This is a genomic window from Kytococcus sedentarius DSM 20547 (genome assembly GCF_000023925.1).
GTDB lineage: Bacteria > Actinomycetota > Actinomycetes > Actinomycetales > Dermatophilaceae > Kytococcus > Kytococcus sedentarius.
Genome location: NC_013169.1, coordinates 1,870,371 through 1,893,175, shown reverse-complemented (window position 1 = coordinate 1,893,175; position 22,805 = coordinate 1,870,371). Strand labels below are relative to the sequence as shown.

Here is a 22,805-nt window from a genome sequence, read left to right as displayed (position 1 = left end):
TGCCTGCCGGCTCACCTGAGCCGCAGCACCCAGAAGGCCCCCACCGTGTGGTGGGGGCCTTCGTCGTCGGTCCCCGCGCCCCGGGGGACCCCCGGCTCACGGGAGGGGCCGCCCGCCCAGGAGGGGCGGCCTCACTTCCGGTGGAAGAGGAACCAGCTGGTGGCGATGTACTTGTCCCCACCGCGGGGCATGTTCCCCCGGTGGGTGTGCGTGAACGCGGCGGGTGCGATCAGGAGCGACCCGGTGCGCGGCTCCACCAGCCGGTCCTGGTACAGGAACTCGGTCCCGCCCTCGGCGAAGTCGTCGTTCAGGTAGACCGTCCACAGGCAGTGGCGGTGGAGCGTCTCGTGGGAGGCGTCGCGCGGCATCGTCTCGCAGTGCCAGTAGGGGTAGCCGCCGGCGTCGGCGGTGTACCGCTGTACGTTGATGCCCCCGGGGCGCAGTGCGGTGCCGGCCATCGCGATGAGGTCCGCGTCCGACATGTCCGCCACGTGCTCCTCGGTGATCCGGGTGCTCGTGCCGTCGGGCAGCTGGTGGTGGAAGACCATCGGGGCGATGAGGACGTGCGGGTACTTCCGCACGTACTGCACCAGGCACCGGCTCGCCGCGGTCACCAGCTCGGCTTCGAGCTCGCGCCACTCGGGCCGGTCGGAGATGAACACGTCCACGGAATCCTTGAGGTCCGGGTTCACCCCACCGCCGGTGCTGCCGGGGGCTTGGGCGCTGCTGGCCTCGAAGGCCTCGCGGATGGCACGGCAGGTGTCGCCCGAGAGCGCGTTCGGGTAGACCTCGATGAAGTCCGGGTACCCTGCGGCGGGCGCGTCGTGAGTCGTCGAGTCGGTCGTCGGCATGGGCTCATCGTGGCACTGACCACGACCTCGCGGCTGCCCACCCCGCCGAACGGGCGGAGCCTGCACCGTCGGCACCTGCCGCACCACCGGGTGCCCCGCCCCCGCCGCTCCCCGGAGGAGTCCCATGTCCTGGTCATCCGCAGACTTCTGGCGCCTGCACGGCGACGGTCGCACCATCGCCCCCGGTGCCGTCGTGCACCCCCGCGAACGCCTGAGCTGGGGACGCACCGCCGGCATCGGCGCCCAGCACGTGGTCGCCATGTTCGGGGCCACCTTCCTGGTGCCGCTGCTCACGGGCTTCCCGCCGGCCACCACGCTGTTCTTCTCCGGCGTGGGCACACTGCTCTTCCTGGTGGTCACTGCCGGACGGATCCCCAGCTACCTGGGCTCGTCCTTCGCGTTCATCGCACCGATCGGTGCCGCCACGGCCGCCCACGGGCAGTCCGGGGCGCTCGGCGGAGTGGTGCTCACCGGCATCGCGCTGGTCGGCATCGGCCTCGTGGTGCACCTGGCAGGCCACCGGTGGATCACCCGGCTGATGCCGCCGCTGGTCACCGGCGCCATCGTCGCCCTCATCGGGCTGAACCTGGCACCGGCCGCCAAGGACAACTTCATGAAGGCCCCGCTGACGGCCTTCCTCACCCTGCTGGCCGTCGTGCTGGCGACCGTCGCACTGCGCGGTCTGCTGGGCCGGCTGTCGATCCTCATCGGCGTGACGGCGGGCTACGTGGTCGCGGTCCTGCGCGGCGAGGTCGACTTCGCCCGGGTCCGGGCAGCCGACTGGGTGGGGCTGCCGGAGTTCACGACGCCCACCTTCGACATCGCGGTGCTCGCGCTCTTCGTGCCCGTGGTGCTGGTACTCGTGGCCGAGAACGTCGGGCACGTGAAGTCGGTGGCCTCCATGACGGGCCAGGACCTCGACCCGATGATGGGGCGCGCCCTGGTGGCCGACGGCCTGGCCACGACGTTGGCCGGCTCCGGCGGTGGCTCGGGCACCACGACCTACGCCGAGAACATCGGCGTCATGGCCGCGACGAAGGTGTACTCCACGGCCGCCTACCTGGTGGCCGGCCTGGCCGCGCTGCTGCTGAGCATGTCGCCCAAGGTGGGCGCCCTCATCGCCACCATCCCGCCCGGGGTGCTCGGGGGAGTCTCCACGGTGCTCTACGGCATGATCGGCGTGCTGGGGGTGCGCATCTGGATGGAGAACCGGGTGGACTTCTCCCACCCCATCAACCTGACCACGGCCGGGGTGGCGCTGGTGATCGGCATCGCGGACTTCACGTGGGTCTTCGGAGACGTGACCTTCGCCGGCATCGCGCTCGGCACGGCCGCCGCGGTGGGCGTCTTCCACCTGATGCGGTGGCTCAACGACCTCACCGGCGCCACGCCCGACCCGCTGGAGCCGATGCCGCAGGACCCGACGCCGCGCGAGCGCGCTGCCGGCTGACGGGGCGGCGAGGCACTGGCGCGGGGCCGCGTAGTATGTGACCCCACCACCCCCGACCCCCCAGGAGTACCCGGTGAGCCACCTGACTGTCGACCTCGTTGCTGCTGATCGCGAGGTCTGGAGCGGCGAGGCCTCCATGGTGACGGCCCGCACCACCGACGGGGAGCTCGGCATCATGCCCGGCCACACCCCGCTGCTCGGTGCGCTGGTCTCCGGCACCGTGGGCATCCACACCGCATCGGGCAAGCAGGAGGTGACCATCGACACCGGTTTCCTGTCCGTGGACAGCGACCGAGTGACCGTGGTGGCCGAGAAGGTCGACGCGGGCGCGCTCACCGACTGACCCGCGTGGACCAACCTCTCCTCGTCGTCGAGCTCGTCGTCGGTCTGCTGGTCGTCGTCCTCGTCTGCTTCGTGGCCTTCACCTGGTGGCGGCGCATCCGCATCGCCGGTGGGCACTCCACGGCCGTGTGCACGGTGCGCCGGGGGGACGACTCGCGCCCGGCAATCATGAGGATGGGGCCGCGCGCGCTGGAGTTCCACGGCCTGTGGGGGGCCGGGACCACGCCCTACCTCGCGCTGCGGCGCACCACCATCGAGCTCGAGTGGCTCGATGAGGCGGCCCCGCGTGCCAGTGCGCGATGGGTCCGGCTCACCGGGGACCAGGCGGGTGCCGGGGCAAGGCTCGCCGGGGCCGAGGTCACGCTCGACGTGGCGCTGCCCCCGGGGGACGGGCGCGCGCTGCGGGCCTGGCAGGAGACGCTGCCGCCCGGGCACTCGGTGGCGCTGGGTCTCTGAGCCGGTGTTCCATCCGTTCCGGGCACTCGGTGGCGCTGGGTCCCTGGGCCCGCGCCTCACCCCTCCTGGCGGGTCCCGCGACGACGCTCCGGCTGCTGGTTGCGCCCGCCACCCGGCTCCCACAGCACGTCCCCCTCGGCCCCGGCAGCGCTCCGGGCGAGGATGAACAGCAGGTCCGAGAGCCGGTTGAGGTACTTGCCCGGCAGGACCGAGACCCCTCCGGTGCCCTTCTCGGCGCCCTCCTGCGCCGGGTCCGTCCCGTGCACCGCCACCGCGGTCCAGGCTGCCCGCTCCGCGCGCCGGGCGACCGTGCGTGCCACGTGCAGGTGGGCCGAGAGCTCCCCGCCCCCCGGCAGGATGAAGCTGCGCAGCGTCGGCAGCCCCTCGTTGAAGCGGTCGCAGTCGGCCTCCAGGTCGTCGATCCACTCCTGGGTCACCCGCAGCGGCTCGTACTCGTAGCTCGCGCGCAGGGGGAGCGACAGGTCCGCGCCGACGTCGAACAGCTCGTTCTGGATGCGGCGCACCACCTCGGCGATGTCCGTCCGCTCGCCGGCGTGCAGCATCGCGACGCCCAGGGCTGCGTTGGCCTCGTCGGTGTCGGCGTAGGCCACCAGCCGCGGGTCGTCCTTGGAGGTGCGGCCGAAGTCGCCCAGCCCGGTCGTGCCGTCGTCGCCGGTGCGGGTGTAGATGCGCGTGAGGTTGACCATGGGGCCAGCCTGTCACCCCGGCGCCGGGGTGCACCCGACGGGCGCCCTCAGAACAGCTTGCCCTCGGCGTCGTCCAGGCCGCGCAGGGCGTCGTAGTCCAGGGTCACGCAACGGATGCCGCGGTCCTCGGCCAGCGTGCGCGCCTGCGGCCGGATCACCTGGGCGGCGAACACGCCCTGCACCGGGGCCAGGTGCGGGTCGCGGTTGAGCAGCTCGAGGTAGCGGGTCAGCTGCTCCACCCCGTCGATGCCGCCGCGGCGCTTGATCTCCACGGCGACGGTGCGCCCGTGGTCGTCCTTGCAGAGCAGGTCGACCGGCCCGATGGGGGTCATCCACTCGCGGCGGACCAGCCGCCACCCCTCGCCGAGCGTCGTGACGTGCTCGGCCAGCAGGGCCTGCAGCTGCGCCTCCACACCGTCCTTGACCAGTCCGGGGTCCACGCCGAGGTCGCGCTGCAGTTCCTCGAGGACCTCGTGGATCTCGATCACCAGCTGTTCGCCGGACTTGGTGTGGGTGACGGTCCAGACCCGCTCCACGCCCGCATCGGCCTGCTCGTCGCTGGGGTCGGACTCCACGAGCACGCACGGCGGGCTCATCCAGTTCAGGGGCTTGTAGGAGCCGCCGTCGGAGTGCACCAGCACCGAGCCGTCGGCCTTCACCACCAGCAGGCGGGTGGCCAGGGGCAGGTGGGCGGTCAACGCGCCGGAGTAGTCGACCTGGCAGCGGGCAATCACGAGTCGCACGGGCTGCACCCTATGCGAGGCGCCCGGTGCCGAGGGTCCCGGCGCCCGATCGGGCCCCGGAGGTGGGCGGCACCCCGGCTGGCGTCGGCCGGGCGGCGCGCCACCCCATCGGGGATGGGAGAGTGGGGGCATGACGCAGATCGCATCGGTGGGAATTGTCGGACTGGGCACCATGGGCGCCGGGATCGTGGAGGTCTTCGCGCGCGGAGGCCTGCGCGTGGTCGGCGTGGAGATGAGCCCCGAGCTGGCCGAGCGCGGCCGCGGGTTGCTGGAGAAGTCCACCGCCCGCGCCGTGGAGAAGGGCAAGCTGGACGAGGCGGACCGCGCCGGCATCCTCGATGCGGTGACCTTCACCGCCGACCTGGCGGACCTCGCCGAGGTGGACCTGGTGGTCGAGGCGGTGCCCGAGAAGATGGCGATCAAGCACGACATCTTCGGCAAGCTCGATGCCGCCACCAAGCCCGAGGCGATCCTCGCCACGAACACCTCCAGCCTGTCGGTCACCGAGATCGCCTCCGGCACGCAGCGCCGCAACCGCGTGGTCGGGATGCACTTCTTCAACCCCGCGCCGGTGCAGAAGCTCGTGGAGGTCATCCACACACCGACCACCGACGACGACGCCGTGGCCGCCGTGGCCGAGCTCGCCACCCGCCTGGGCAAGGAGCCCGTGGTGGTGGCCGACCGGGCCGGCTTCGTGGCCAACCACCTGCTCTACGGCTACATGAACCGCTCCGGCCAGCTGTACTTCGACGGCGCGGTGAGCGCCGAGGACCTCGACACCGCGATGCACGTGGGCGCCGGGCTGCCGATGGGGCCGCTCACCCTCATGGACATGGTCGGGCTGGACGTGTGCAACGGCATCGGCGGGGTCATCCACTCGCTGACCCACAAGGCCATGCATGCGCCCTCCTACGAGCTGGCCACGATGGTGAACGCCGGCCTGCTGGGCCGCAAGAGCGGCGCGGGCTTCCACCCGTACTCCGAGGAGGCCCGGGCGGCCGCCGCGCAGTCCGCCGATGACGCCGCCGCGCCGGCCCGCGACGTGTCCGTCGTGGGCGTGATCGGCGCAGGGGACGCAGCCGGGGAGCTCGCGGAGGCCTTCTCGGGCGCGGGGCTGGAGGTGCTCCGCATCGAGGAGGCCGGCGACGACCTCTCCGTGCTGTCGCGCGCGCAGGTGGTCGTCGAGGCCGCCGAGCTGGTCGAGTCCACCGAGGTGGACTGGGACGAGCTCGACGACGAGGAGCTCGAGGAGGACGCCGCCCTGGTGGAGCTCGACGCGCTCTTCCTGGAGCTGGGCCGCGTGCTGGAGCCCGATGCGGTGATCGTGTCCCTGACCGCGGACTCCACCGTGGACCTCGCGGTCACCAGCGGGCGCCACATGGCCTCGCTGCGGGCGGTGCTCCACGAGGCCACGCCGTACGGTCGCCTCATCGAGTTCGGGCGGATCACGACCACGGCGCCCGAGGTGGAGGCCACGGTCCGTGCCCTGGTGCAGAGGGCCGGGTTGACGCCCGTGGTGGTGCGGGACCAGCCGGGGCTCGTGGTCGAATGGCTGCTGGTGCCCTTCCTCAACGAGGCGGTGCTCATGGCGCAGTCGGGCTACGCCAGCTCCGAGGACATCGATACCGCGATGGTCCACGGCTGTGGCTACCCGATGGGGCCGTTCGCCCTGCTCGACCACCTCGGTGCCGCCCACGTGCTCGACGTGCAGTCCGAGCTGTTCGGGGCCACGCAGGAGCCGGGCCTGGCGCCCGCCGCCAGCCTGGTGGACCACGCGGTGCTGGACCTGCCCTTCGGCGCCTGAGCGTGGGCAGGGCACGACGCCGCGGCGGGGCCCGGGGGAGTGCCCGGGCCCGCCAGTCCGCGAGCCCCCGCGGCCCGGTGGGCGGAGGCCTGGTGCACACGCCCGACCGGACCGAGTGGCGCGGCGGCCGGGAGTTCGTGGTGCGCACCCTGCGCGGCAACGGCGAGCTGAAGGTCTACCGCTGCCCCGGGTGCCAGCACGAGGTCGCCTCGTCGACCGGCCACTACGTGGTCTGGCCCAACGACGGCATGCTCGGGGTCGAGGAGCGGCGCCACTGGCACACCCGCTGCTGGGAGATGGGCTGAGACGAGTGCCCGCGTCGGGCCCGGTGTGGTTCCCCCATCGGGCCGGCGAGGGACCCCATGGGCACGGGGAGATCCCCCATCGGGCCGGGGGAGGGTCCGGTGTCGAGCGGAGGTGGGCCTGCGCCCAGCGAGGGACCGGACGTCGCCCCGCGGGCGGGCATCGCATCACAGATCGCGCACAGTCCGCGCACAGGACCTCGTCTGCCCTACCCGCGCGGGGCGGTTCCGCGTACGGTGGACACACCGGCCGGACAACCCGGGAGACTCCCGGGGGAGGGGACCATCGCTGACCGGAGCGATGGCCCGGTCGAACAGAAGGAGAGGACGATGTCCCGCACCACACTTCCCACCATCACCCGTCGTCAGGCGGTCACGGGCGCTGCGGCGGTCGCTGCGACCGGCGCCACGGGCCTCGCTGCGGCGTCCAGCGCGTCGGCGGCCTACCAGGTGCAGCGGCGCACGCTGCGCAAGGGGGACCGCAACGACGACGTGCTGTACTTCCAGCGCAAGATCCGCTCGGCCGGTTTCTGGGCCGGGACGCCGGACGGCGTCTACGGCGCGCAGACCGAGCAGGCCGTCTGGGCCGTGCAGAAGGCCTACGGGCTGCGCCGCGACGGCGTGGTCGGCAACTCCACCTGGCTGGCGGCCATCCGCCAGCCGCGGATCCCGGTGAAGACCACCAAGGGCCGCTACATCGAGATCGACCTCGACCGACAGCTGCTCTTCTACGTGGTCGACGGCCAGGTCAAGCAGGTGCACAACACGTCCACCGGCAACGGCAAGGGCTACTGGTACAACAAGAAGTGGTACCCGCACGCCAAGACGCCGCGTGGCACCTGGCGCAGCATGTGGAACACGGACTCCGGATGGCGCGTCGGCCAGCTGGGACGCATGTGGCGCCCGTACTTCTTCGCGCCGGGTGGCTACGCCATCCACGGCTCCACGTTCATCCCGCCGTACCCGGACAGCCACGGCTGCGCCCGGTTGTCGGTGTCGGCCATGAACCACATGATTGCCACGGGCGCGATCCGCTCGGACCGCGACATCACGGTCTACGGCACCGGCCCCAACCAGGACCCGCTGGGTGGCCGCTTCGGGGCAGGGACCTCGTCCGCGCCGCAGCACGTCGTCGAGCTGGGCCTGACGGACGTCCGCAGCACCATCTGAGGTCGTCGCCGCAGCAGGGCGGGGTATCGCGTGATGCGGTGCCCCGCCCTTCGCGTGCGCCCGCGCTCACCCGAGCAGGTGGATCACCAGGCGTGCGACGCCGGCCCACGCGCACGCCCACAGGATGCTGGCGAACGTGCCGATGATGAAGCGCTCGGAGACCGCGCTGTTCTTGGCCGTCCGCAGCTCGGGGTAGCGGCCCAGCCCCTTCACGGCGACCACGAGCGCCAACGCCGGCGCCGAGCCCACCAGGACCGCCGCGAACGTGCCGATGCGCTCCAGCAGGCCGATCCATCGACCGCCTGGGAGCTCGATGCCGTCGGGGTCCGGCGACTCCACGTGCGAGAGGAACCAGACCACCACCGGGCTGCCCAGGAAGGCCGCCGCCGCGCCGCACAGCAGCACCACCGGGATGACCTGCGGGTCCCACCAGTTCATGCCGTCTCCTCGCCAGCCGGGGCGTCGCTGGTCGTCTCACCGCACTGCGCTGCGTCGGACCGTGCCGCGTCGGCGCCCAGCGTCGCACAGTCGTCGTGTGCAGCCTCCAGGAGAGCGGCGACCAGGGCGGCCCCGCGCCGGGACTCCACCCAGCCGGCCGTGCGCAGCCGCTGGCTGACCGCGCTCGCCGAGACGCCGAGGGTCGCTGCCACCTCCTTCTGGGTCGACGCGGCCTGCATCAGCTCGGCGACCTCCCACCCCTCGTCGGTCCGGCGCGCCAACACGGCCGCCCACAGCCAGAGCGCCGTCTCGGCGTGGCGCAGGGGGGAGGACTCCGGGGCGTCGAGCTCCGCATCGACACCGGTGTTCGCGTCCAGGGCGACGGGCTGCGGGCAGCGGTGGCTGCGCTCCACGGCCCGCCGGGCGGCGATGAAGGCCGGGCCGCGGGCCTCGCGGACCGAGGTGGGCAGCGGCTCCTCCACGGGCCCCAGGCCGATGCCGATGCGCCACCCGCCCGTGCGCAGCAGCGCCTGCACGACCTCCACGACCGCCGCCCCCGAGGTCACCAGCCCCTGGATCTCGTCGCCGGCGGCGCGGTCGAAGACCAGCCCCCCGTCAGCGGTGGGGGCGCCGGGCAGGTCCGAGAGCACGCCGAGCATCCCGGGCACGGCGTCGGCGCGGTGGCGGGAGGACTGCTGGTCGGCGGTCACGACGAACCGACGCTCCCGCAACGGAGCCTTCAGTGCTGTGCCTTCACTCATGAAGATCAAGGGTACTCCCTTCACCGAGGCGCCTCCCGGTGGTCGGTGGTGGTGCGTGTCACCGCCCGGTCGGTCGGCGCGGCGGCGTGGGTGGGCGTGGCTGTCGGCGTCGCGGCCTAGGGTGGGCCCGTGGCAGATTCCCGCACCCGTCGCTCGTCCTCGGCCCCTCGCAACGCCCCGCGTTCCGGTGGGTCCAGGCGCCGTGCCGAGACGGAGACCAGCACACGCTCGGCCGGCACCGGGACGCGTTCCCGCTCCGGGACGGCGGCGGGCTCGCGTGCGTCCGGCGCGAAGGCGCCCGGAGCCAAGGCCTCGGGTGCGAAGGGTGCCGGCTCGAAGGCGTCGGCCAAGGGGTCCGGGGCGCGTGCCGCCGGCTCCCGGGGCTCCGGTGCCCGCACGACCAGCCGTGGCACGTCCGGCGGCGCCGGCGGCGGGACCGGTCTGCTCGGCCGTGCCGTGACCGGCCTCTGGAACGGTGTGACCGGCGTGGTCGGGGGAGCCGTCCGCAGCGTGGGCGGGTCCGCCCGGGGCCTCGAGCGCGACCACGCCCGCGACGGGGTGGCCTTCCTCCTGCTCGCGCTCGCCGTCATCGTCGCCCTGCGCGAGTGGTGGGGCCTGTCCGGGGCGCTGGGCGGTGCCATCCACGCGGTGGCCGCCGGTACCTTCGGCCTAGTGGCCATGGCGGTGCCCCTGTTGCTGGCCTGGGCCGGAGTGCACATGATGCGACGGCCCGCCGACTCCGCCGACAACGCCCGCCTGATGGTGGGCTCGATCGCCGCGGTGTTCGCCGCCTGCGGGCTCACCCACGCCGTGCAGGGCTTCCCCGACGCCACCCACGGCCTGGCCCAGGTGCGCGCCGGTGGCGGCATGCTCGGCTACCTCATCGCGAACCCGCTGCGGGTGGGGCTCACCGGCATCGGTGCCGTGGTGGTGCTGGCGCTGCTGGCCCTGTTCGCGCTGCTGGTGCTGACTGCCACGCCCGTGCATCGCATCCCCGAGCGCCTCGCGGACCTGGGTGACTCGCTCTTCCACACCGGCCACCCCGACGACGAGGACGTGGAGCGGGACTCCCGCGGCCTGCCGCGTCGCACCCGCGCCGACGAGGACGACGACGCGGCGCCCAGCCGGTCGCGTCGCCGCCGGCGCGAGGTGGTCGAGGACGAGAGCATTCCGTTCGACCAGGCCGCGGAGGTGGACGACTCCTCGCGCCGTCCGGTGCGGACCGCGCGCCGCACCCGCAAGGCCGATGCGGGGTCGCGCGAGGACGAGCGCGCTGCCACCCGGGCGCTGGAGGTCCAGGGTGGGTCGATCGACGACGGCGGCGACCCCGCATCGGGCGGTGCCAAGCCCTCCCGCCCGGGGGCCCGTCCCGGCGTGCGGCCCGGCGCCAAGCCGGGTGCGCGGCCCGCTGCGGCCCAGGGCGACTCCGACCCCGTGCCCCCGCCGACCACCCAGCTCCCGCAGCGGGTGGAGCAGCTGGCCCTCTCGGGTGACATTACGTACACGCTCCCGGACACGGCCTTGCTCAAGCCGGGGACGCCGCACAAGGAGCGCTCCGCCGCGAACGATGCCGTGGTGGCGGCGCTGACGAACACCTTCGAGGAGTTCAACGTCGACGCCGTGGTGGCGGGCTTCACCCGTGGCCCCACCGTGACGCGCTACGAGATCGAGCTCGGCCCGGGCGTGAAGGTCGAGCGCATCACCGCGCTGAGCAAGAACATCTCCTATGCCGTCGCCTCGGCGGAGGTGCGGATCCTCTCGCCGATCCCCGGCAAGTCCGCCATTGGCATCGAGATCCCGAACACCGACCGCGAGAACGTGTCGCTGGGTGACGTGCTGCGCAGCGAGAAGGCGCGCAACCACACCCACCCGATGGTCATGGGCGTGGGCAAGGACGTCGAGGGCGGCTACGTCATCGCCAACCTCGCGAAGATGCCCCACCTGCTGGTGGCCGGTGCCACGGGCTCGGGAAAGTCGAGCTTCGTGAACTCGATGATCACCTCCATCCTCGTGCGCGCGACGCCGGAGGAGGTGCGGATGGTGCTCGTGGACCCCAAGCGGGTGGAACTCACCGCCTACGAGGGGATCCCGCACCTCATCACGCCCATCATCACCAGCCCGAAGAAGGCCGCCGAGGCCCTGCAGTGGGTGGTGCGCGAGATGGACCAGCGCTACGACGACCTCGCGAACTACGGCTACAAGCACATCGACGAGTTCAACAAGGCCGTGCGCTCGGGCAAGGTCAAGGTGCCCGAGGGTTCGCAGCGCGACCTGCAGCCCTATCCCTACCTGCTCGTGGTCGTGGACGAGCTCGCCGACCTGATGATGGTGGCCCCGCGCGACGTCGAGGAGTCGGTCGTGCGCATCACGCAGCTGGCGCGTGCGGCCGGCATCCACCTGGTGCTGGCCACCCAGCGCCCGTCGGTGGACGTGGTGACGGGTCTCATCAAGGCCAATGTGCCCAGCCGGATGGCGTTCGCGACCTCGTCGCTGGCCGACTCCCGCGTGGTGCTCGACCAGCCCGGTGCCGAGAAGCTCATCGGGCAGGGTGACGCCCTCTTCCTGCCGATGGGGGCGAGCCGCACCCTGCGCGTGCAGGGCGCCTGGGTGAACGAGTCCGAGATCGAGGACGTCGTCGCCCACGTGAAGGGGCAGCTGGCGCCGAACTACCGCGAGGACGTGCAGCAGGCCGCGCCGAGCAAGGGGATCGACGAGGACATCGGCGACGACCTCGACGTGCTGCTGCAGGCGACCGAGCTGGTGGTGAACACCCAGTTCGGGTCCACCTCGATGCTGCAGCGCAAGCTCCGTGTCGGGTTCGCCAAGGCCGGGCGCCTGATGGACCTGATGGAGTCCCGCGAGATCGTCGGGCCCTCGGAGGGTTCGAAGGCGCGTGACGTGCTGGTGCGTCCGGAGGACCTGCCGGCCACGCTGGCGCGGTTGAAGGGCCAGGAGCCCGAGGAGGACCGAGAGGCGGCGGCCGGGAGCGGCCAGGGCGGCCAGGCCGAGGACAGCCTCGGTGACGACGCGTCTTCGGACGATGAGGGCTCCTACGACGGATACGAGGACGGCGCTGCCGACCACGATGCCCGTGGCGGTGCTGCGGGCGGGGCCGCTGGCCGTGGGAGCGGCGACCACGGCGCGGCATCCGATGGATCGGTCCGGGGCATGCGTGACCGCTACGCCGGGGTGGACGTCGGGGAGCACGCGGTTTCGTCCGAGGACGACGAGGATGACGACGAAGACGCCTGGCAGTTGACGGGACGCTGATGTACCGCAACACGGTGCGTCCGCCGACGCCGTGGCACGTCAAGGTGCGGCGAGGCATCGCTGCCAACCCGTCGGCAGTGCTGTTGGTGGTGCAGCTGCTCAGCATCATCGCGTACCCGTTCACGACCGAGTCCGGTCCGGGGCGGCTGACGCTCGCGCTGCTCGGGCTGCTGGTGCTGGTGCTGGCCCTGCGGGCAGTCCGACGGACGCCCATGCTCACCTGGGTGGGTGTGCTGGTGGGTGGCCCGGCCGCGGTGCTGACGGTGTGGGAAGTGATCGCGCCGGACAACGACGCGGTCTACCTGGCCTCGATGGTCTTCCACGCGATCTTCTACTTCTACGTGGTGTTCGCGCTGCTGGTCTACATGTTCGCGGACAACTGGGTCACCAGCGACGAGTTGTGGGCCACCGGAGCGACGTTCACCGTGGCGGTGTGGGCCTTTGCCTACACCTACGGTGCGGTGCAGGCGATCTGGCCGGGGTCGTTCGCTGCTCCCCACGGCGAGCAGTTGAGCTGGTTCGAGCTGATCTTCCTGTCGGCGACGACCATGACCGGCACCGGGCTGTCCGACATCGCCCCGGCTGGCAACCACGCCCGGTCGTTCATCATCCTCGAGGAGCTGGCGGGCATGAACTACGTGGCCCTGGTGGTCGCGCGCCTCCTAGGCCTGACCCTGGCCAAGTTCCGCGGCCGCTGAGCCGCGGCTCGGTACGACCCAGAGCCACCAGCCGACCCGCCAGCCTCGCGGGCCCGGGGCCCGGGGCCCGGGGCCCGGGGCCCTCAGACGTCCAGCCCAGCCCCGCGGGCCCGCGGACCCTCAGCTGTCCAGCTGCTCGATGCGCCACCGCCGCCCGGGCTCGTCGCTCAACACGTCGGCCACGGTGTCCGCAGCCTCGAGCACACGCAGGATGTTGGCCCCCGCGAGCTTCTCCAGGTCGTCCCGGCTCCATCCGCGGTCCGCCAGCGCGGCCAGCAGGCGTGGGTAGCCGGTCACGTCCTCGAGACCCTCGGGCAGGGTGGGCGTGCCGTCATAGTCGCCGCCGAGCCCGATGTGGTCGATCCCCGCGACCTCACGCAGGTGCTCGATGTGTGCCACCACGTCGTCCATCGTGGCCACGGGGGGCGGGTGCTCCTCCATGTACCGGTCGAGGAAGGGGTGCCATCCGTCGGAGGTGGGTTCGAGGCCCGCAGCCCGGGCAGCGTCCTCCCGCTCGAAGCGGTGGTCCGCGGCGCCCTGGTTGACGAAGCTGGGCACGAAGGTCGCCATGCAGACGCCACCGTTCGAGGCCAAGCGGTCCAGGACGTCATCGGGGACGTTGCGCGGGTGGTCAGTGACCGAGCGCGCACCGGAGTGGGTGAACACGACGGGGGCGCGGGAGGCGGCCAGAGCGTCCCGCATCGTGCCTGCCGAGACGTGCGAAAGGTCCACGAGCATGCCGATCCGGTTCATCTCGGCCACCACCTCGGTGCCGAAGCGGCTCAGCCCGCCGATGTTCTCGTCGTCGGTCGCGCTGTCCGCCCAGTCGACATTGCTGTTGTGGGTCAGGGTCATGTACCGCACCCCGAGCTCACGCAGGATGCGGAGCGTCGCCAGGGAGTTGTTGATGCTGTGGCCGCCCTCAGCACCCATGAGGCTCGCGATGCGGCCCGACGCGTGGATGCGGCGCACGTCGGCGGCCGTGTCTGCCAGCTCGAGGCGGTCGGGGAACATCTCGACCAGGGCGCGCACCCGGTCGATCTGCTCCAGGGTCATGGAGACGGCGTCGTCACCGGAGAGGTGGGCCGGGACGAACACGCTCCAGAACTGCGCACCGATGCCGCCGTCCAGCAGGCGAGGCAGGTCGGTGTGGGTCTGCGTGGCCGTCCCCAGGGTCCCGGCTCCGATGTCGGCGACGGTCAGATCGGTCGACTCGGCATCGGCCTGCGACAGGGCGTGCAGCCGCCACGGAAGGTCGTTGTGGCCGTCGACGAGTGGGAACTCGCGCAGCATGGAACGCACGGCAGCGATGTCAGTCATACCGCCATTGTGCCCGGCGGGTGTCCTGCCTCGCCCGGCGGTGGCCAGGGCCTCGTGCGGCAGGCCGGCCGAGCTCATCTGGGGGTGACCGGAGCTGGTCATGGGATGGCTCCCATGGGTGGCGGTCATGGATGGACGTCCGGTGGTCATGGACGGGTGTCTGGGGTCGGCCAGGCGCGGGTGCCGGGGGTCGGTGGGGTGGTGGCCCGGGGCGGGGGGTCACTGGTTCCTTGCGGGGGTTGGTGGGGGGGTGCGGTGGGTGGTGTGGCCTGGTTCCAGGGGTCGCTGGTGTTCCAGGGGTCTCCGGGTTTGCGCCAGGTGTAGGTGATGGCGGCTTTGCCGTGGTGGTCGCGGTGGATGGTGTGGGTCAGGCGGTGGTCGGTGAGTTGGCGGTGGTGTTTGCCGCACAGGGGGATGGCGTTGGTGAGGTCGGTTTTGCCTGCGCCGGGGTGGAGGAGTTGTCCGTCGGGTCCGTGGACGGGTTTCCAGGGTTGGGCGTGGTGGATTTCGCACCAGGCGAAGGGTCGGTCGCAGTCGCCGGCGGCGCAGGTGTCGTAGACCAGTGCCAGGGCTGCTCGTTGGGAGTCTGTGAAGAACCGGCGTTGCCTTCCGAGGTCCAGGGGGATGGTGGTGCCGTTCATGACGATGGGGATGAGTCCGGCGTTGCTGGCCAGGCGGCGTAGTTCGCTGGTGGAGATCTCGGTGCCGGTGTCGGTGATCCCGGCCCGGTCTGTTTCGCCGCGGAGGGTGGCCAGGTCGGTGCGGATCAGCACGGTGGCGTTGATCTTGGTGCCGAGCTGGTCGGTGGGCAGGTGGTCGATGAGCTCGGCCAGTGCTTGTCCGCGCTGCTGGTCACGCACTGCCCGGTCGAACCGACCATCACCCGTCGGTGCGGCCATGCCAGCTCCCGTCGGCGCGACGCCGCCTTCGGCTGCGCCATTGCCCGCCTTGGGGTTGTTGGGGTGGTTCGTGCGGCGGCGGGGGTTGGTGAGGGCTTCGAGGGCTTTCTTGAGCATGTGGGCTTGGAGTTCGGGCAGGGTGAACTGTCCGAACCAGGTCCCGTCGTGGTTGTCGCGCATCCAGAAGCTCGCGGCGTCCCACGCTGCGCGTTCTTGGTTGTGCAGGAGCTGGTCGTGGTGGGCGTCGACCTCGGCGTCGGGCAGGTCGAGTGCTTCCAGGGCTCGTTTGGCTGCCTTGCGCAGGGTGGCGGGGTTGACCTGTTGGGCCTTGGCGACCAGCCCTTCTTCGACGGTCAGGCGCTGCCCGTCGGTGAGGTGCTCGGGCAGGTCGTCCAGAGCGCCGGTGATGATCAGTGCGTGCTCGCGGGTGATCAGCCCGGCGTCCCAAGCCGCAGCCGTCGGCGACAAAACACCATCAGCACCATCAGCACCCGTATCCGGCGCGTCACCGGGTGCGCCGCCCGGGCCGTGGTCGCCGTGCGTGCCGTCGCCGAGCTCGCCTGCACCTTCAGGGCCCGCCGGGGGAGCGCCCTTGGGACCGTTTGGCGGGGGTGTGGGGGGTTGGTTGCCGAGGGCTTTGGCGAGGTGGGTGTCGCGGGCGGCGCCTCGGGGGTCGGTGTGGGTGCGTCCGGCGGTGAACTGGGCGTCGTTGTCGTGGTGCGACCCGCCAGCCTCCCGGGTACGACGCACCACATCCAGGGCGCGGATCCTGATCCGGTCGTGCCGGTTGACCACGCGTTGGGCTTCCTGGACGAGCCACTCCAAGGTCGCCACGTCCAACGGCAGGTCGGTCGACCCCAGTGCCGCGACCGCGGCCAGGGCGTGGTCGGCGGCGGTGTGCACGGCCGCGAAGGCTTCCCGGGCTACCGCGACGGCATCATCGGTCGTCGACTGGGTCGACGCGGTTGTGGTCATGGCCATGGAGCACCCCCTCCCGGGCTGTGTGGTCGAACCCCCTGTCCAACCAACTACCCCCAGACTAGTACACACCACCGACAACAGTCAAGCCCTAGATAGTACATGTGGACGAGTGCCCGCCGTCTATCGGATGCCCGGCCCACCTGTGGACTACGACAGGGGGAGCACGGCCGCCGGTGAACCTTGGTCAAGTCTTTACCCAGATCCTGTGGACAAACCGTTCCCCGGGCCCGGGGGTTGTGCCATGGTGCAAAAGCAGCAGAGACGTCGACCCCTCGAGGCCCTGATGAACACCACACGACACATGCTCCTGACCGCCGCCCTGGCCGGTTCCCTCACGCTGGCCGCCTGCTCCGACGAGGCACAGGACCCACCCTCCCCGAGCTCCTCCGGCCCCGCCGAAGAATCCAGCCCCGCCGGCGAGACCAGTCCTTCTGGCTCGCCCTCCAGCGAGCCGACCGATACGGGACCCAGCGAGGATCCGAGCCCGTCGGTCTCGCCCTCCGATGCGGGCACCTCGCCCAGCCCGTCCAGCCCCGCCCCCTCTGGCTCGGGCAGTGCGACCCCGTCACCCTCCGACGGGGCCAGCCCGCCCTCCGGCGACGCCGCCAGCCTGCCACCGATGCCCCCAGCGGCCAAGGAGAACTCCGAGGAAGGCGCCGAGGCCTTCGCCCGCTGGTACGTCGAGACCCTCAACCACCTCTGGCAGCAACCCCAAGCTGGCGCGATCGAACAATTCTCTGCACCCACCTGTCGGCAGTGCGCAAACTACGAGCAGACCTTTCGCGAGCAGGAACAGTCAGGAGAACATCAGGAGGGGGAGGCTGCGCGCATCGTCGGCACTCACGTCGCTGGCGGGGAGAGCCCATCGACGCACGAGGTCATCGTGGTGGTAAGCCAACCTCCCGCTCGTCAAGTGGACGCCTCGGGGGAAAAGATCAAGGACCTACCGGCGATCGACGGACTGGGACTCCGCCTGAACATGCACTACGCCGGCGGCTGGCGGATCGACAAGATCCCCACCGACCCCACCGCTGGCGAATGGGTGGAACTCGACCAGTGATCGCGGAGACTCTGCTCGCATTGAACAGCGTCACGGCGTGCGACTCCTACGTCGACTGTGATCGTGATGGTGATGGCGTGTCCGTCGGCCTGACGCTTGAGCAAGTACAGGCCCTCGCGGATGAGTTCCCGCCGGACTCGGCACCGGCGCGTCCGAAGGATCCGCCGGTGTCGTACTACGAGTACTCGTCGCAGCCGATGTGTTCTGGGCGGACCCCGGGTTCCTCTGAGGGCAACATGTGCACCGAGGCCGAGATCAAGTGCGACACGGCTCCAGGTGATGGTCCGTGGATGGTGATCGCTCGTCGGGAGTTGCTGACCGAGGACGACAGTGTCCAGTCCACGTGGGAGGAGATCGGCAGCACCTGCGGGCTTGTCAAGGTTTCTGTGTAAGCGGGGGTGTTCACAGGTAGGGGTTGATTCGGTCGGGGTAGGCCGCTGCGAGTTGGGCCAGTGCCTGTTTCCAGTTGGTGACGACCTGGCCCTGGACGAGGCGGCCCTTGGCTTTGCGTTCGGCCGCCGGCTTGCCCTTCTCACGGGCTCGTTCAGCGGCTCGTCGGTCCTCGATGTTGCAGATCGCCAGCCACAGCAGCTTGACCGCGGCGTCGGTCGAGGGGAAGTGCCCGCGGGACTTGGTGACCTTCCGCAGCTGATAGTTCAACGACTCGATGGAGTTCGTCGTGTAGATCACCCGCCGCAGCATCGGCGGGAAGGCCAGGAACGGGACGAACCGCTCCCACGCTGCCTGCCAGGTCGCGACCGCCGAGGGGTACTTCCGGCCCATCTCGCTGGCCGCGAAGTCCTCCAACGCGGCTCTGGCGGCCTGCTCGGTGGCGGCGGTGTAGATCGGCTTGAGCTCCTTGGCGACCTTCTTGCGGTCGGTGTACGACACGAACCGTGTGGACGCGCGGATCAGGTGGACCACGCAGGTCTGGACCATCGAGTCCGGCCAGGTCGCCTCGATCGCCTCTGGCAGCCCCTTGAGCCCGTCGCAGCACACGATCAGCACGTCGGACACGCCACGGTTGGCCAGGTCGGCGCACACGTGAGCCCAGAACGCCGATCCCTCGGTGTCCTGGACCCAGATCCCCAGGACGTGCTTGACACCCTCCAGATCGACACCGACCGCGAGATAGGCCGCCCGATTGAGCACCTGATGGTCCTGGCGGATCTTGACCCGGATCGCGTCTAGGTAGAGCACCGGGTAGAACTCCTCCAACGGCCGGTCCTGCCAGGCCAGCACCTCCTGGGCGACCGCGTCGGTGATCTTGCTGATCGTCTCGTGGGACAGCTCGGTGCCGATCGTGCCAGCCAGGTGGTGCTGGATCTCCCGGATCGTCATGCCCCCGGCGTAGAGGCTGATGATCATGTCGTCCAACCCGCCCAGCCGACGCTGACCCTTGGGGACCAGGCGGGGAGTGAACGACCCGTCCCGGTCCCGGGGGACGTCCAACTCGATCGATCCCACCTCTGAGGCGACCGTCTTCGGGGTGGACCCGTTGCGCGAGTTGCTGTGCGCTGAAGCGTCCACCGAGCCCTTCTCGTAGCCCAGGTGACTGCTGAGCTCGGCCTGCAACCCACGCTCCAGGGCAGCCTTCACCAACGCCGGGACGAAACCACCATCCCCGGTCAGCTCAACCTGCCCGGCATCGATCTGCGCGAACAAGCCGTCCAACTGCCCCGAAGCCTTCAACTCCTCCACCAAGTCCTGCCCCGAGGGCTGGGCACCAGCCCGCTGCTCCTTGTCAGTCATGGTCATGATCCTTCACCGTTCCTCTCAGTACGGCTTACACAGACCATCTGACAGGCCCGCACCTGCTTCCCCGAGGCCATCCCCGGCCGGTCCGGCCAGGTCGCGGACGCGCGCATCGCCAAGGCCTTCACAGTCACGAAGTTCGCCCTACCGGTCCCGGCCACCGACCCACCCCGCACCGACCCACTGGTCAACAAACCAGTCTACTTCACGACCGACTTCGCCGAAGCCGGCTACGAATCCGGCGAGGTCCGCGCCATCCCGCCAGCACAGATGCTCGGCCGCGACCTCAAGATCATGCCCGAGCTGAAGAACATCACCTACGACTACGGCGACGGCACCACCCACGGCCCCACCACCAACACCGGCGCCCCCTACCCCGACGGCACCATCACCCACACCTACGAGACCACCGACCCCGTCCAACCCCGCATCACCGCCACCTACACCGGCCGCTACTCCCTGGACGGCGGCCCCTGGCGACCCCTGGGAATCGACGTCGAAGTCACCGGCAACCCCATCACCCTGACCCCCACCGAATACACCACCGAACTCGTCCAACCCCCCACCTGACCAGGGCCGCCCCGCCCAACCGCCCCGACCATCCCACCCACCCCCACCGTGTGCGTCGCATCACCAAGCCCCCGCCGCAGCGCCACCCGGCCCCTACCCCGCGCGCGGCCGCCTACCCTTGACCCATGAGCTCTGCCACCACCGACCGCGCCGCAGCGCCCGACACCGAGCGCCGCAGCGTCCACATCGCGACCCTCGGGTGCACCCGCAACGAGGTGGACTCCGAGGAGCTGGCCGGCCGCTTGGCCGCCGCCGGCTGGGAACTCGTCGACGAGGCCGATGGCGCGGACGTCACCGTGGTCAACACCTGTGGCTTCGTGGACCAGGCCAAGAAGGACTCCATCGACGCCGTCCTGGACGCCCACGACCTCAAGGAGGAGGGCCGCACCGGCGCCGTCGTCGCCGTCGGCTGCCTCGCCGAGCGCTACGGCAACGAGCTCGCCGCCGAGCTCCCCGAGGCCGATGCCGTCCTCGGCTTCGACTCCTACGCCGACATGTCCTCGTCCCTGCGCGCCGTGCTGGCCGGCCACTCGCCCGAGGCCCACACCCCCGGCGACCGCCGCAAGCTGCTCCCGCTCTCGCCCGTCGCCCGCCAGGGCAGCGCCGCCAGCGTCTCCCTGCCCGGCCACGGCACCGCCTCCGCCGAGGACCTCGCCGAAGCCGGCCTGACCGTTCAGGACGATGCGGTGACTCCCGTCGAGCCCGCCGACGCCCGCCTGGACGCGCCCGCCCCCGCATCGGGCCCCTCGACGATCATCCGCCGCCGCCTGAACGACAAGCCCTGGGCGCCGCTGAAGATCGCCTCCGGCTGCGACCGCCGCTGCTCCTTCTGCGCCATCCCGGCCTTCCGCGGCGCCTACCTCTCGCGTCGCCCCACGGACGTCCTCGCCGAGGCGCACTGGTTGGCGGAGAACGGTGTCAAGGAGGTCTTCCTCGTCAGCGAGAACACCACCTCCTACGGCAAGGACCTCGGCGACCTCCGCCTGCTGGACACGATGCTGCCGGAGCTGGCTGCCATCGACGGCATCGAGCGCGTCCGCGTGAGCTACCTTCAGCCTGCCGAGATGCGCCCCGAACTGCTCCGCGCCATGGTCGAGACCCCCGGCGTCGTGCCCTACTTCGACCTGTCCTTCCAGCACGCCTCCGGGCCGCTGCTGCGCCGCATGCGCCGCTTCGGCGACGCCGAGGGCTTCCTCGGCCTCATCGACCAGGTGCGCACTGCCTCGCCCGATGCGGGGCTGCGCTCCAACGTCATCTGCGGCTTCCCGGGCGAGACTGAGCAGGACGTCGAGGTCCTCGCCGACTTCGTCACCCGCGCCCAGCTCGACGTGCTTGGCGTATTCGGCTACTCCGACGAGGACGGCACGGAGGGGGAGAAGCTCGACGGCAAGCTCCCGCAGGAGGTCATCGACGAGCGCGTCGCCCACATCCGCGACCTCGCCGAGGAGGTCATGGCCCAGCGGGCCGCCGACCGCGTCGGTGACGCGGTGAGCGTCCTGGTGGAGGCCCACGAGGACGAGGGCGAGGCCGGCACCCAGGTGGTCGGCCGCCCCGAGCAGCAGGGCCCGGAGGTCGATGGGGTGACGATCCTCGTCGACGCCGCCGGCGCCCCCGCCGACGTGGCGGTCGGCGACATCGTGCGCGCCACGGTGGTCGACAGCCAGGGCGTGGACCTGGTGGCCCGCATCGAGGAGGAAACGGCGTGAGCACCGCACCCGGGACCCCCGCGGCCGGCGCGGACCAGGCGGCGGCCCCCGAGCCGAGCCCGTGGAACATCGCGAACGCGCTGACCGTGCTCCGCATCCTGATGGTGCCCGTCTTCGTGTGGCTGCTGCTGCTCGACCCCGGCGCCGGGGGCGAGCACCTGGAGCTGTGGTGGGCGTTCGCGGTGTTCGCCCTGGCGGCCATCACCGACCGCATCGACGGCGACCTCGCGCGCCGCCACAACCTGATCACGAGCTTCGGCAAGATCGCCGACCCGATCGCCGACAAGACCCTCATCGGCTCGGCGTTGATCTGCCTCAGCGCGATCGACCTGCTGCCCTGGTGGGTGACCATCGTCATCCTGGCCCGCGAGCTGCTGATCACCGTGGTGCGCTTCGTGGTGATCCGCTACGGCGTGATGGCCGCGAGCCGCGGCGGCAAGCTCAAGACCGTGCTGCAGTCCGTGGCCGTGGGCCTGATGCTGATGCCCGTCGGCGGCGTCGTGGCCACCATCGCCTGGGTGGTGATGGTGGCCGCCGTGGTCGTGACGGTGGTGACCGGCATCGACTACCTGCTGGACGCCCGCCGCCTGTGGGCCAAGGGGCGCGCGCGCTCGTGACCGGCGGGCAGGGCGACGACCTGGCGCGCACCCTCATCGAGCAGCTCACGCGGCGGGGGGAGACCCTGGCGGTCGCCGAGTCCCTCACCGGCGGGCTGGTCTGCGCCGCCCTCACCGACGTGCCCGGCGCCTCGCTGGCCCTGCGCGGGGGAGCGGTCTCCTACGCCACCGACCTCAAGGCCTCCGCGCTGGGCGTCGATGCGGGGCTCCTCGCGCGCGAGGGCCCGGTCCACGCCGACGTCGCCGAGCAGATGGCTGCCGGCGTGGCCCGATGGGGTGACGCCACCTGGGGACTGTCGACCACCGGCGTGGCGGGGCCCGGTCCGACGGACGGTCACCCGGCCGGCACGGTGTACGTCGGGGTGGCGAGAGTCGCGGCGGGGGAACAAACCACCGCCCACAGGGCGTTCTGTTTCTCCGGGGACCGCACCGCGGTGCGACGCGCTTCTGTGGAGGCGGCGCTGCAGGAAATTCTCAGGCAACTAGACTTCACTGAACCCCTCGGGGACACGACGCACTGACAGGTGACCCTGGGAACCCGATCTGACCCACGAGACGCAGGAGGCGCGCATGGTGATCATTCGACGCGAGGTCGGCGACGTCCTGCGTGAGCGCCGTCGGCACCAGGGGCGCACCCTGCGCCAGGTGTCCTCGGACGCAGCCGTCTCCCTGGGCTACCTCAGCGAGGTGGAGCGCGGGGAGAAGGAGGCCAGCTCGGAGATGCTGGCCACCATCTGCCGCGCACTGGAGTTGCCGGTCTCGCAGATGCTGAACGACGTGGCCGTCCGAGTGGCCATCGCCGAGGCCGAGGAGGCCGTCAACGTGCCGGACTCGCCGGCCAACATGCCGCTGGGGGGCCCGCCGGAGCAGGTGCTCCGCCCGACCCCCGTCGGCTGAGACCAACC

The 22,805-nt window shown here is 71.3% G+C and carries 23 protein-coding genes; 15 read left to right on the top strand and 8 right to left on the bottom strand.

The window, feature by feature from the left end; all coding sequences use genetic code 11:
* Positions 1 to 131 precede the first annotated feature (131 nt).
* Positions 132 to 851 carry a 2OG-Fe(II) oxygenase gene (locus KSED_RS08915; protein WP_015779763.1) on the bottom strand — a complete coding sequence of 240 codons (720 nt, stop codon included), beginning with the start codon at positions 849 to 851 and terminating at the stop codon, positions 132 to 134.
* A gap of 124 nt (positions 852 to 975) precedes the next feature.
* Between KSED_RS08915 and KSED_RS08910 the strand changes: the two genes are divergently transcribed.
* From KSED_RS08910 to KSED_RS08900, 3 genes are all read left to right on the top strand, one after another.
* Entirely contained in the window at positions 976 to 2,301 is a 1,326-nt protein-coding gene (locus KSED_RS08910) for a uracil-xanthine permease family protein (protein WP_015779762.1), read from the top strand.
* 73 nt (positions 2,302 to 2,374) lie between these two features.
* Complete coding sequence (locus tag KSED_RS08905; RefSeq protein ID WP_015779761.1) at positions 2,375 to 2,644, top strand: F0F1 ATP synthase subunit epsilon; 270 nt, start codon at positions 2,375 to 2,377, stop codon at positions 2,642 to 2,644.
* Between the two features lie 5 nt (positions 2,645 to 2,649).
* On the top strand, positions 2,650 to 3,099 hold the full coding sequence (locus KSED_RS08900) for a DUF2550 family protein (RefSeq protein WP_015779760.1): 450 nt from the start codon (positions 2,650 to 2,652) through the stop codon (positions 3,097 to 3,099).
* Between the two features lie 56 nt (positions 3,100 to 3,155).
* On the opposite strand, the gene KSED_RS08895 is transcribed toward KSED_RS08900, so the two are convergent.
* Positions 3,156 to 3,806: a cob(I)yrinic acid a,c-diamide adenosyltransferase gene (locus KSED_RS08895; RefSeq protein WP_015779759.1), complete on the bottom strand. Its 651-nt coding sequence runs from the start codon at positions 3,804 to 3,806 to the stop codon at positions 3,156 to 3,158.
* Between the two features lie 47 nt (positions 3,807 to 3,853).
* A complete protein-coding gene (nucS, locus tag KSED_RS08890; RefSeq protein ID WP_015779758.1) occupies positions 3,854 to 4,549 on the bottom strand; it encodes an endonuclease NucS in 696 nt (231 codons plus the stop codon).
* 130 nt (positions 4,550 to 4,679) lie between these two features.
* Between nucS and KSED_RS08885 the strand changes: the two genes are divergently transcribed.
* From KSED_RS08885 to KSED_RS08875, 3 genes are all read left to right on the top strand, one after another.
* On the top strand, positions 4,680 to 6,353 hold the full coding sequence (locus tag KSED_RS08885; RefSeq protein WP_015779757.1) for a 3-hydroxyacyl-CoA dehydrogenase family protein: 1,674 nt from the start codon (positions 4,680 to 4,682) through the stop codon (positions 6,351 to 6,353).
* A gap of 92 nt (positions 6,354 to 6,445) precedes the next feature.
* On the top strand, positions 6,446 to 6,658 hold the full coding sequence (locus KSED_RS08880) for an Rv1322 family protein (RefSeq protein WP_015779756.1): 213 nt from the start codon (positions 6,446 to 6,448) through the stop codon (positions 6,656 to 6,658).
* A 327-nt stretch (positions 6,659 to 6,985) separates the two neighbouring features.
* Positions 6,986 to 7,825: a L,D-transpeptidase family protein gene (locus tag KSED_RS08875; RefSeq protein ID WP_015779755.1), complete on the top strand. Its 840-nt coding sequence runs from the start codon at positions 6,986 to 6,988 to the stop codon at positions 7,823 to 7,825.
* Between the two features lie 66 nt (positions 7,826 to 7,891).
* Here KSED_RS08875 and KSED_RS08870 read toward each other — a convergent pair whose 3' ends face one another.
* Positions 7,892 to 8,263, bottom strand: a complete 372-nt coding sequence (locus KSED_RS08870) for a hypothetical protein (RefSeq protein WP_015779754.1) — start codon at positions 8,261 to 8,263, stop codon at positions 7,892 to 7,894.
* A complete protein-coding gene (locus tag KSED_RS08865; protein ID WP_143827369.1) occupies positions 8,260 to 9,024 on the bottom strand; it encodes a transposase in 765 nt (254 codons plus the stop codon). Before KSED_RS08865 ends, KSED_RS08870 begins: the two co-directional genes overlap by 4 nt.
* A 129-nt stretch (positions 9,025 to 9,153) precedes the next feature.
* Here KSED_RS08865 and KSED_RS08860 point away from each other — a divergent pair, with 129 nt between their 5' ends.
* Together KSED_RS08860 and KSED_RS08855 are read left to right on the top strand one after the other, a co-directional pair.
* A complete protein-coding gene (locus tag KSED_RS08860; RefSeq protein ID WP_015779752.1) occupies positions 9,154 to 12,294 on the top strand; it encodes an FtsK/SpoIIIE family DNA translocase in 3,141 nt (1,046 codons plus the stop codon).
* Positions 12,294 to 12,992: an ion channel gene (locus KSED_RS08855; RefSeq protein WP_015779751.1), complete on the top strand. Its 699-nt coding sequence runs from the start codon at positions 12,294 to 12,296 to the stop codon at positions 12,990 to 12,992. Before KSED_RS08860 ends, KSED_RS08855 begins: the two co-directional genes overlap by 1 nt.
* A 120-nt stretch (positions 12,993 to 13,112) precedes the next feature.
* On the opposite strand, the gene KSED_RS08850 is transcribed toward KSED_RS08855, so the two are convergent.
* Positions 13,113 to 14,312 carry a dipeptidase gene (locus tag KSED_RS08850; RefSeq protein WP_041290915.1) on the bottom strand — a complete coding sequence of 400 codons (1,200 nt, stop codon included), beginning with the start codon at positions 14,310 to 14,312 and terminating at the stop codon, positions 13,113 to 13,115.
* A 146-nt stretch (positions 14,313 to 14,458) separates the two neighbouring features.
* Complete coding sequence (locus KSED_RS08845; RefSeq protein WP_015779749.1) at positions 14,459 to 16,192, bottom strand: HNH endonuclease signature motif containing protein; 1,734 nt, start codon at positions 16,190 to 16,192, stop codon at positions 14,459 to 14,461.
* Between the two features lie 283 nt (positions 16,193 to 16,475).
* Here KSED_RS08845 and KSED_RS15360 point away from each other — a divergent pair, with 283 nt between their 5' ends.
* A complete protein-coding gene (locus KSED_RS15360) occupies positions 16,476 to 17,252 on the top strand; it encodes a DUF6318 family protein (protein ID WP_237699521.1) in 777 nt (258 codons plus the stop codon).
* 20 nt (positions 17,253 to 17,272) lie between these two features.
* Positions 17,273 to 17,644, top strand: a complete 372-nt coding sequence (locus tag KSED_RS08835; protein ID WP_143827368.1) for a hypothetical protein — start codon at positions 17,273 to 17,275, stop codon at positions 17,642 to 17,644.
* Positions 17,645 to 17,654: 10 nt separating this feature from the next.
* Here KSED_RS08835 and KSED_RS08830 read toward each other — a convergent pair whose 3' ends face one another.
* Positions 17,655 to 19,010, bottom strand: coding sequence for an IS256 family transposase (locus KSED_RS08830; RefSeq protein ID WP_373419158.1), 1,356 nt, complete (start codon positions 19,008 to 19,010; stop codon positions 17,655 to 17,657).
* 267 nt (positions 19,011 to 19,277) lie between these two features.
* On the opposite strand from KSED_RS08830, the gene KSED_RS08825 reads away from it, so the two are divergent.
* The 5 genes from KSED_RS08825 (at position 19,278) to KSED_RS08805 (ending at position 22,797) form a co-directional block, all read left to right on the top strand.
* Complete coding sequence (locus tag KSED_RS08825; RefSeq protein ID WP_015779745.1) at positions 19,278 to 19,577, top strand: hypothetical protein; 300 nt, start codon at positions 19,278 to 19,280, stop codon at positions 19,575 to 19,577.
* Positions 19,578 to 19,702: 125 nt separating this feature from the next.
* Positions 19,703 to 21,283: a 30S ribosomal protein S12 methylthiotransferase RimO gene (gene rimO / locus KSED_RS08820; RefSeq protein ID WP_015779744.1), complete on the top strand. Its 1,581-nt coding sequence runs from the start codon at positions 19,703 to 19,705 to the stop codon at positions 21,281 to 21,283.
* Positions 21,280 to 21,900, top strand: coding sequence for a CDP-diacylglycerol--glycerol-3-phosphate 3-phosphatidyltransferase (gene pgsA / locus KSED_RS08815; RefSeq protein WP_015779743.1), 621 nt, complete (start codon positions 21,280 to 21,282; stop codon positions 21,898 to 21,900). The genes rimO and pgsA overlap by 4 nt, the downstream gene beginning before the upstream one ends.
* Positions 21,897 to 22,421, top strand: coding sequence for a CinA family protein (locus KSED_RS08810; protein ID WP_041291497.1), 525 nt, complete (start codon positions 21,897 to 21,899; stop codon positions 22,419 to 22,421). Before pgsA ends, KSED_RS08810 begins: the two co-directional genes overlap by 4 nt.
* A 49-nt stretch (positions 22,422 to 22,470) precedes the next feature.
* Positions 22,471 to 22,797: a helix-turn-helix domain-containing protein gene (locus KSED_RS08805; RefSeq protein WP_015779741.1), complete on the top strand. Its 327-nt coding sequence runs from the start codon at positions 22,471 to 22,473 to the stop codon at positions 22,795 to 22,797.
* Positions 22,798 to 22,805: the final 8 nt, after the last annotated feature.

Coding starts and splice junctions, on each gene's coding strand:
- KSED_RS08845 (WP_015779749.1), bottom strand. CDS start 16,192: ATGGCCATGACCACAACCGCGTCGACCCAGTCGACGACCGATGATGCC.
- KSED_RS15360 (WP_237699521.1), top strand. CDS start 16,476: ATGAACACCACACGACACATGCTCCTGACCGCCGCCCTGGCCGGTTCC.
- KSED_RS08870 (WP_015779754.1), bottom strand. CDS start 8,263: ATGAACTGGTGGGACCCGCAGGTCATCCCGGTGGTGCTGCTGTGCGGC.
- KSED_RS08830 (WP_373419158.1), bottom strand. CDS start 19,010: ATGACCATGACTGACAAGGAGCAGCGGGCTGGTGCCCAGCCCTCGGGG.
- KSED_RS08915 (WP_015779763.1), bottom strand. CDS start 851: ATGCCGACGACCGACTCGACGACTCACGACGCGCCCGCCGCAGGGTAC.
- KSED_RS08875 (WP_015779755.1), top strand. CDS start 6,986: ATGTCCCGCACCACACTTCCCACCATCACCCGTCGTCAGGCGGTCACG.
- KSED_RS08865 (WP_143827369.1), bottom strand. CDS start 9,024: ATGAGTGAAGGCACAGCACTGAAGGCTCCGTTGCGGGAGCGTCGGTTC.
- KSED_RS08850 (WP_041290915.1), bottom strand. CDS start 14,312: ATGACTGACATCGCTGCCGTGCGTTCCATGCTGCGCGAGTTCCCACTC.
- KSED_RS08825 (WP_015779745.1), top strand. CDS start 19,278: ATGCTCGGCCGCGACCTCAAGATCATGCCCGAGCTGAAGAACATCACC.
- KSED_RS08910 (WP_015779762.1), top strand. CDS start 976: ATGTCCTGGTCATCCGCAGACTTCTGGCGCCTGCACGGCGACGGTCGC.
- KSED_RS08805 (WP_015779741.1), top strand. CDS start 22,471: ATGGTGATCATTCGACGCGAGGTCGGCGACGTCCTGCGTGAGCGCCGT.
- KSED_RS08885 (WP_015779757.1), top strand. CDS start 4,680: ATGACGCAGATCGCATCGGTGGGAATTGTCGGACTGGGCACCATGGGC.
- KSED_RS08855 (WP_015779751.1), top strand. CDS start 12,294: ATGTACCGCAACACGGTGCGTCCGCCGACGCCGTGGCACGTCAAGGTG.
- rimO (WP_015779744.1), top strand. CDS start 19,703: ATGAGCTCTGCCACCACCGACCGCGCCGCAGCGCCCGACACCGAGCGC.
- KSED_RS08895 (WP_015779759.1), bottom strand. CDS start 3,806: ATGGTCAACCTCACGCGCATCTACACCCGCACCGGCGACGACGGCACG.